Source organism: uncultured Desulfovibrio sp. (genome assembly GCF_944327235.1).
Taxonomy (GTDB): domain Bacteria; phylum Desulfobacterota; class Desulfovibrionia; order Desulfovibrionales; family Desulfovibrionaceae; genus Desulfovibrio.
The window spans coordinates 22,896-31,343 of the sequence record NZ_CALVHE010000024.1 but is presented as its reverse complement, the minus strand read 5'-3'; the positions used below and the strand labels follow the sequence as shown (position 1 = coordinate 31,343).

The window sequence follows — 8,448 nt, the reverse complement described above, 5'->3', positions numbered from 1 at the left end:
CGCGGTGCGAGTGGGTGGAGGAGGGGAGGGGGGCGTTGAGAGCAGCGGGGGCACGCGGGGGGACTTTTTTGCAAAAAAGTCCCCTTCCTTCCCCCCGTGCCCCCCATCCATCCTTCAAAAAATCTTGCCGGGGAGGCTGGCGGGGAGCATATCCTCGCAAGCCGTTCCCCGACCGATGGGCCCCCGGCGGCGTGGCAAAAAAGACAGGGAAGGTTGGTATCCCTGTCTTTTTTGCGTCCTTCCCGGCGTCGTTCAGTAGAGCATTTTCTGCGGCCTGCCATTTCACGGAGAAAACGCCGTTTTTCCGCTCACTTTGGGCCGGGCGGCGCTATACCGTCGTCTCCCTCGTATTTTTTTCAAAAGCAAAACGTTCTTGTCCTTGCTGTGACTCAGGAGGGGAGAAAACGTTTTTTTCCCTGCTTCGCAAGGTGATGTCCTTGACTTTGTGGGCTTTCGCGTATCCTGTTTGCAGGCGTAAGCGCGTCATGGCGCGGAAGTTCCGACGCCGGACGGAAGCTCTTCCCGTGCGTTGCACGGAACAGCGGGAGGGCGAAGGCCATATGGCCCGCGGCAGAGGAGGGGGCAGGGTGTGCCTGACGCCAGCTGAGTTCCCGTCACTGATGGCTGCCCCACGGCGGGGTTGGGGGGCGTGGGCGACCCGGCCGGGATGCCGGGCCGGAGCCGCTATCCCGTGAACAAGTACGAAAAGCGAAACTCCCCGCCGGGCTGTCTGCAGTGGAGTTGCGCGTGGCATCGGAAGCGGACGGTGCGCTTTCTGTGTGGCTACGGTACGGAAAAGCCGCGAGAGGGCTTGACGTTGGGCGGGACTTTCAGTAAATCGAATTGAAAATGAATTTCCATTTCTAAAAAATTCATTTCAGGAATAGGGCGTCGAAGCTCGTCACGCCCGCAACGACCACACGGCAGCAGGCCGAAAGGAGATCGCATGAGCAAGGTTCTTATCGTCTATGGTTCCAGCACCGGCAACACGGAAAGCATTGCCCACAAGTTGCGTGATATTCTTGCCGATGCCGGTCAGGAAGTGGATGTGCGCAATGCGGCGGAAGTGTCCGCCCCCGGACTGGCCGACGGTTTTGACGCCGTATTGCTGGGATGCAGCGCCTGGGGCATGGACGAGCTGGAATTGCAGGACGACTTTGCGCCACTGTTCGAGGAGATGGGCAGCATGAACCTTTCCGGCAAGAAGCTGGCGGCTTTTGCTTCCGGGGACAGCGCTTATGAGCACTTTTGCGGCGCGGTACCGGCCATCGAGGCGAAAGGGCGTGATCTGGGGGCGATCATCATGACCGAGGGCCTCAAGGTGGAAGGCGATGCGTCCGCCGCGCCGGAGGATATCCAGGGCTTTGCCGGGGCAGTGCTGAAACAGCTCTAGCCCGGCGGCGTTGTCTGGCCCGTGGCTGGACGGCGTGTGTGCCTCTGCGGGATCGTCAGGGTGGCGGTCCCGCAGCTTTTTTGCCACTGGGAACAGTCGGGGCGCGACATGTCGTCGGACTTGCCCCGGCCGAAGAGGGCAGGTAGGCTGTACCGCGTAAAGCTACGGCCCGATCCCCACCTGCAGTCAAGATGCCACGGCCTGATGCCATGCCGGGCTGCGGGCGGACGCCGGACCGTGGATACGGAATCGCTTTGCCCGGAGGGAAAAATGAGTACGACGCTGGCGCAGCGCTTGCGACAGCTGCGCGGCGAAATGCCGCAAGCCGAGTTCGCCGTGCGCGTGGGCATCCATAAAAGTTCGTGGGGCCGGTATGAGCGGGGAGTTGGCGAGCCGACGGCTTCGGATCTGGCGCGCCTGTGTGCCGTCTGCGGGACGGACCCGTCTTGGCTGCTGTATGGCGAAGACCATATGCGGGCGGAGGAAGAGGGGCCGACAGGGCCGGACACGGCACCGGACAGTCAGGAGGCGGAACCGGCGTGTTTACCCGCGTCCCGCGATGATGACGACGCAAGGGCTGCTGCGGACAGCCTGACGCTCGAAGCCGCGCCGCAGATCCCTGAGTCGCCGGCGAAGGCGGAGCGGGACGAAGCATTCCCATGCCGACAATGCCGCTGGCTGGAAGCCCGTCTGGAACAGGCGGACAGGGAGCGGCGGGAAATGACCCAGGAAAATCGCCAGCTCTGGCGGGAAAACAGCGAATTGCGTGAACGCGTCGCGCGGTTGGAGGAACGCCTCGGCAAGGAGCGGGACACATGAGCATTTTCAGTTTGAAGCGCTTCGCGTCCCAAACCATACGGCCTGTCGTTTCGCGGAAAAAACGCGGTCATTCCGCTCACTATGGACCGGACGGCGCTGTGCTGCCGCCTCGCATTTTGTCCTTTTCAAAGGCAAGATGCTCATGATCGCCCCTCCGTAACGGTATGTTCTGTGGGGATCGCTGCGGGACACGAGAGATGAGCGCGTGATCGCGCCAAGGGGTGTCCGGCTGTCCGGCGGGGGAGTTGGGAAGGACGGTCTTTCTGTTGCGGACTGCGCCGCACGGAAAGGGCCTCACTCAGGCGGCCAGGCGGGCCGGTCCCCGCCCGTTGCGACGAGAGACTGCCGAGTGAGGGCTCCTTTCCCGTGAAGCGCCAGTCTACAGGGCGATCTCGCCGTGCTGCTGTTCGTACTGCTTGACGACCTGCACCATCGCAAGAGCAAGGCGCTTGGCGCTTTCAGCGGTCATGCCGAGGATGACCTGCTGCTGGACTTTGATAAAGGGGCCGTTCTGGTCGCTATCCTGATGGCTGACACAGGCGGCGATCAGGAATTCTCCCGGCTGGAACGTCGTCTGAAAGGCATTGGTGTAGAGCGTCGGCAGGTTCTGGGGCGGCGACATGACGACGCGGGGGCGAGCTTGGGCATTTTCTTGTTGGGCGGCGTTTTCCTGCGCGGCTGTTTGCTTGTCGGACATATGTTCCTCCTGAGGCGTTACGGTGAGTGTGGATGAAGGGCCGTGCTGCTGGCGTGGTATGTTGACGCCAAAACGAACTGGTCACTGGGGAAGCGTGGTGTTCTTTGGCCGTTGACCTTGCGCTGATGCGTTTTACCGTTAGAGCATTTTCAGTTTGAAAGGCTCCGCGTTCCAAACCATACGGCCTGGCGTTTCGCGGAAAAAACGCGGTTTTTCCGCTCACTTTTGGCCGGGCGGCGCTGTGTGCCGCCTCGCATTTTGCCTTTTTCAAAGGCAAAATGCTCTATGCGGGAGAAGGCCCCCTCCGTTTGGGAAAGGGGACCTTTTTTCTCCCGCGTGACTACGTCCTTTCCTGTTAGGCTAGAACTCGTAGCGGAACATGGCAAAGACGCCGTGTCCTGTGCCGGTCTCTCCCGCCTGCAGCGTGTAATTGATGCCAAGGGAAAGATCATCGTTGCCGACTTCCAGTCCGAGGCCGCCTTGCCAGGTCAGGTAATCCATGGTCTGCGTCTCCATTTCGTAGCTGCCGGGCAGCCCCGCGAAGCGTACGTCCTGTCTGCCCTTGATGTCCCCGGTGGCGGGGATGACCGTGAAGTCCGCGGACGGCCGCACATGCCAGCCGTTTTCGAGGGCGAAGTCCTTGCTGAAGGTGATGCCCACAGGGAAGGTCCAGATATTCTGGTACATGCTGTCGGCCTCCAGCACGGTGCCGTTGCTCTTGACGTCGTAGCCCCAGGTATGGAGGTTCAGGTAGCGTACTCCCGCATGGGGTGTGATGTCCAGCACGGAGGTCTCGAACGTATACTCGGCTCGCAGGCCCGCCTGCCAGGCTTCCGCCTGTACGTCGGCCTTGAGGTCGCGCATGGCCATGCCGGCATCAAGTTCCTGCTCCAGCTTGTGGTATGCGCCCGTATAGCCCGCGTCGGCCATGAGGGAGAAGTTGCCGGAGGTCCAGCCCGCATAGACGTCGAGCCCCCAGTAACTCATGTCGTTGGTCGTGGTGGAGAAGTCCCCGGCGGAACGGGCGTAACCGCCGCCGAGGTTGAGGGCGATACCGGCGCGGATGGCATTGTTGAAGGTGTAGTCCGCGCCAAGGACCACGCCGCCGATATTGCCGCTGAAGCCGCCGTCGAGGCTCCCGGCATCCATGTTGAAGCCGGTCCTGTTCTGCCAGGTGGGAGCGATCCAGAGGGCAAGGCCGAGCTCGTCGTCCCCGGCGGGCTGTCCCGCACTGTTCACGGTCTGGATGCCGCTGCCCGCATTGGCCATGCCGAGACGATCGACCACGGCGGCGCTGCCCGCATCGGAGGCCATCTTGGTCATCTGCGGCACAGCGCCGGCCACGGTCATGCGCGCCGCGCTCTCGACGGTACGGACGGTGGCGTTGGCGTCGGCAAGATAGCGGTTGTCCGTGGCGCGGGAGAGGAAGCGCGTCCCCATATCCAGCGAATCCACGTCCGCATGGCCGTTGCCGTAGAGCGTGTTGACGGCATCGGCCATGCCGCCGCTCAAACCGGGATAGACGTCTCTGGCGTCGTTCTGGGTGACCGTGAAGGTCAGGCTGTTGCCGTCCGTCGAGGGCGTAAGGCCGATGAGCGGCGAGTTGGTCAGGAGGTTCTGTCCCTTCCAGCCGGTGGAGGCGGCATCGGCGTAGCTCGTGCCGTTGAAGGCCGTATCGAGATTGCTCACGTTGCTCAGGAGCGTGATGTTTTCTCCCACGGCTATGTCCGCGATGGCGAGTTTTGCGCCGTCGGCCACATGGAGCGTGCCGCTATTGGCAAAGGTGATGGCGGCCGTGCCGCCGGCGATCTGCGCGTCGCCGCCGTTGACGACGAGCAGGCTGCCGGGCTCGAAGGTGGCCGAATCGACAGGGGCGGCATCATAGCCCGTGCCGCCTCCGGCGAGGGCGGTATCAGCGAGCGCGCCATTGACGTAGAGCTTGTATCCGGCGGCAAGGGCCACCGGCCGGAAGATGCCGAGTGCGGCGGACGTGCCGTTCTGGGAGAGCGGCCCGGCCACGGCCGGGAGCCATGCGCTGTCCGCCGTGCCTATGGCGGCATAGGCATTCTGGCCCACGGCCACGCCGCCGTTGATCAGGATATCGGCGGCCGCCGCATCGTCGTTGATGCTGTTGACGGCCATGTTGCTGGACGTGCCGCCCCAGGTGGGGTCAACGGTGATGATGCTGCCGTTGAGGTCCAGCACTTCTCGGACGACGAAGGTACTGCCCTCGGTGTCCGCGCTCTGACCGACCCTGGAGATGTCGCCCCCCACGCTCAGATTGTCGAATGTGGCGTGGGTGCCGTTCGTAAGGATCATGTTGCCGTTGACGGCCATGTCGCCCACGCTGGCGTATGCCCTGTCCAGGGTCAGATGACCGCCGACGCTGCTGGCATCGGCTCCCTTGCCGGGAAGCCTGAGCTGGCTTCGGACGGTGAGATTTCCTGTCGTCTCCGCCCGCGTCGCATAGATGGAATTGACTTTTATGTCCGTACCCTTGACGGCATTCCCGGCAATGAGGGAGAGGGCGGGGGCCGTCACTTCCTGTTGTGCCGTGATGTCGCCCGCCGCGTGTATGTCTCCTTCCATCATCGACCTGCACAAGCTCGACCCCCGCACGTCGCCCGCCGCGTGTATGTCTCCTTCCAGTCCGGCGACCTTGTCCTGCAGCGTCACATTGCCGTTTGTGGAGACGACGCGGCCGGTGGCTGTCAGGTCTCCGCTGGCGAGAGGCCCGGAGATGGTGATGTCGCCGGCGGCCTGCAGGAGGCCATTCTGTATGGTGAAGCCCGCGGCGGTAAGGCTGCCGCCCGCCAGTACGGTGCCGTCGGAGATGACGATACGCTGGGCATCGATATCCTTCAGGGCTTCCACGGTGGCGTTGGCGCCGCTGTTGATGGTCTGGGCCGTGATGTCGTTCGCCTGCACGGAGCCGTTGAGGCTGCTGACCGTCTGGGCGTTGATGCCGCCCTGCGCGATGAGCGCGCCGTCGGTGGCGTCCGCCACGCCGACGGGCGTCGTGGCGCCGATGGAAGCGACGGTGAGCGTACCGCCCGTCACCTTCACGCTGCCGTAGCCATCAACGGCGGCATCGACCGCTCCGGCGGTGAAACTGCCGTTACCGGCACTCGTGAGACTGGCCGTGCTGCTGTCCAGAAGCACGTCACCGATGACGCCGCTGCCGGATTTCCCGGCCTCACCGAGAGTGAAGGCCCCGGAAACGCTGATGTCGGCTACAGCTCCGGCGGCATCGGCAATGAGCGTGCCGCCCTTGCTGCCGTTGAGGATGAGGGTCGTGTTGGAGGCCACGCTGATGCTGCCGCCGCCTGCCAGCTCCACAGCGGCGAAGTTGCCGGAGAGCGGGCCGTTGACGTTGATGACGACGGCCTCTCTGTAGCTGTCGCTGGTCACGCCTCCGGGCGGAAGGGTGGCGTAGTCGATGGTGCCGTCCGGGGCGACCTGCGCGTCGTCGATGATGGCGTCAGCGATGTCGAACAGGCCCGCGCCGGTCATGAGATTGCCCTGGATGGCGGCCACATCGGCCGAGCTGATGGTGCCGAGCCCCGTCACTCGCAGTGTGCCGTTTGCCGCCGTGTTGATGACATTGAGGCCGTTGACGCGATCAGTCCCCGAAAGGAACACGTTCTTGTCGGCTTCCAGCATACCGCCGGAAAGGATGTTGATGCCCTGCGTGCCGTCGCCCGCGTTCGCGCTCAGGAGGCTGCCGTTGACGATCAGCTTGGCGGGCAGGCTTTCCACATTGCTGTAGCCGGCATCCATGACGCCGCCGACGTTCAGGACGCCGCCGGAACCGACGTTGATCGTCTTGCCGGAAGCGAGCGTCCAGGTGCCGGCGACGACGGATACCGTGCCGCTGGTGGCCGTGACGTTTGCGTCGAGCGTGCCGCCGGTGGAGGGGGCGCCGGTCTCGCTGTTGAATTCGCCCAGCATGAGTTCAGCGTCGGCTGTACTGCCGCCGTTGAGCAGCAGGCCGTTCCCGGCGGCACTGAGACGGGAGCCGCTTTCGCCGTTGAGGACGAGCTTGCCGGAGGTCACGGTGAAGTTGCTGCCGCTGTTGTTCAGGCTCAGGATGTTGGTCTTGATGCGTCCGTCTTTATTGATGGAGAACGTGTCGCCATTCAGGGTCACTGTCTGCGCTTCCAGACTGCCTCTTTCACCGATGACGACTTTCTGCCGGGCGTCAACGTCGGCGCTGAACATCTCCGCGTCAAGCGTGGCGGACTGGCCCAGGTCGGCGACGCTGTATTCCCCATCCTTCCAGGTGTAGATGACAAGGTTCGCGTTGCTTGCCGCCACAAGGTCCTTGAGCTGCGCGTCGCTGCAGAGCAGTTCGCTGGAGATGGAGATGGTGCCGGCATTGCTCAGGGCGTTGCCGGCATTGCTGAGATCCAGATTTGTGGCGTAGAACTCTCCCCTGTTCTCCAGACTGCCGCCGCTGATGATCATGATGCCGTTGCTGCTCAATGAGGTATCTTCGCCAAGCGTTATGCTGCCGCCCTGCAGCTTGTAGGTTATCTCTTCAAGGATAGTCATGTATCCGCCGTATTCATTCACGGGGTCGGTATCATCAAGGAGGACGATGGAGCCGCCGCTTTGCGTGACGGTCGCTCCTCCTCTCTTTGAAGTCCACGGACGGAACTCCAGCTCCGCCAGATTTTCCACGATGATGGAGGCGTTCTCCGTGATGGTCATGTTTTCCTTGGCCTGGAGGGAGAGTACATTGGCCTGGTTTGTCGTCATTTTGCTGACTGTCAGCTGGGCATTGCCGCCCAGATTGATGGCGCCGTTGAACGACATCGTGCTCTGGGTGGCCTTGATCTGGGCATTGTCCGCGATATTTATCGTCGATACGCTGATCATGCAGTTGCCGTTTGCGCGTACAAGCCCTCCGGTGATATCCAGAGTCCCGCCACTGATGTCTACATGTTCCCCGAGATCGAGGGTGCCCCCGCTTATGGTGATGGAGCTGGCCGACAAGCCCTGGCTGGTTGTGCTCGCCCCTGGATTGGCGAGGCTGGCGATGCCGCCGCTGAGGATGAACGCTTCGGCTGACACATACCCGTCGCTCGTGAAGGTGCCTCCCTGCATGTCGAAGGTCAGGCCGACATATCCCTGATCGGCGTCGGCGCGATGGATCAGCTTGGCTCCGGCGGCGATGGTCAGCGAGCCGCCATCCAGCAGCGTGAGCGATTCCGTGAGGATGTTGTTCGTCGTGTTCGGATTGATGGTGTCATACAGCTCATCCACAGTCTGGGGATTGGAACTGTCGATGGTAACGGTTTTTTGCGTCCACGGCACGGGAGCGGGCGCGGCATGGGCCGCGGCGCAGGGCCCCATGACCAGCAGGCTGGCCACGGCAAGTGAACCGAAGGTGTTCAACAGACGGCATTTGCGCAGTACCGCCCGGTAACGGTTGATGAGGTTGCCGATGGCGCCTTGGGTCAGATGCATGATTCAACTCCTTTGGACGGTAAATGATTTTCAGAGCGGGCACTGCGTGGGGACCATGACGGCGGAA

General features: G+C 62.8%; 4 protein-coding genes. 2 read left to right on the top strand and 2 right to left on the bottom strand.

All coding sequences use genetic code 11. From position 1 onward, the window contains the following. The first annotated feature begins 946 nt into the window (after positions 1–946). Together Q0K00_RS05390 and Q0K00_RS05385 are read left to right on the top strand one after the other, a co-directional pair. The gene (locus Q0K00_RS05390; RefSeq protein ID WP_297227912.1) at positions 947–1,393 is read left to right on the top strand and encodes a flavodoxin; all 447 of its coding nucleotides are present in this window, start codon (positions 947–949) and stop codon (positions 1,391–1,393) included. Positions 1,394–1,663: 270 nt separating this feature from the next. Beyond that, positions 1,664–2,212: a helix-turn-helix domain-containing protein gene (locus Q0K00_RS05385; protein WP_297227910.1), complete on the top strand. Its 549-nt coding sequence runs from the start codon at positions 1,664–1,666 to the stop codon at positions 2,210–2,212. Positions 2,213–2,591: 379 nt separating this feature from the next. Here the strand turns inward: Q0K00_RS05385 and Q0K00_RS05380 are convergent, their stop codons facing one another. Then, complete coding sequence (locus Q0K00_RS05380; RefSeq protein WP_297227908.1) at positions 2,592–2,909, bottom strand: DUF3467 domain-containing protein; 318 nt, start codon at positions 2,907–2,909, stop codon at positions 2,592–2,594. A 360-nt stretch (positions 2,910–3,269) separates the two neighbouring features. Beyond that, positions 3,270–8,381 (bottom strand): autotransporter domain-containing protein, encoded by a 5,112-nt coding sequence (locus Q0K00_RS05375; RefSeq protein ID WP_297227906.1) that lies wholly within the window; start codon positions 8,379–8,381, stop codon positions 3,270–3,272. Positions 8,382–8,448 lie beyond the last annotated feature (67 nt).

Bases quoted from the DNA above. Each gene is read 5' to 3' on its own strand.
- Q0K00_RS05390 (WP_297227912.1), top strand. From the start codon at position 947: ATGAGCAAGGTTCTTATCGTCTATGGTTCCAGCACCGGCAACACGGAA.
- Q0K00_RS05385 (WP_297227910.1), top strand. From the start codon at position 1,664: ATGAGTACGACGCTGGCGCAGCGCTTGCGACAGCTGCGCGGCGAAATG.
- Q0K00_RS05380 (WP_297227908.1), bottom strand. From the start codon at position 2,909: ATGTCCGACAAGCAAACAGCCGCGCAGGAAAACGCCGCCCAACAAGAA.
- Q0K00_RS05375 (WP_297227906.1), bottom strand. From the start codon at position 8,381: ATGCATCTGACCCAAGGCGCCATCGGCAACCTCATCAACCGTTACCGG.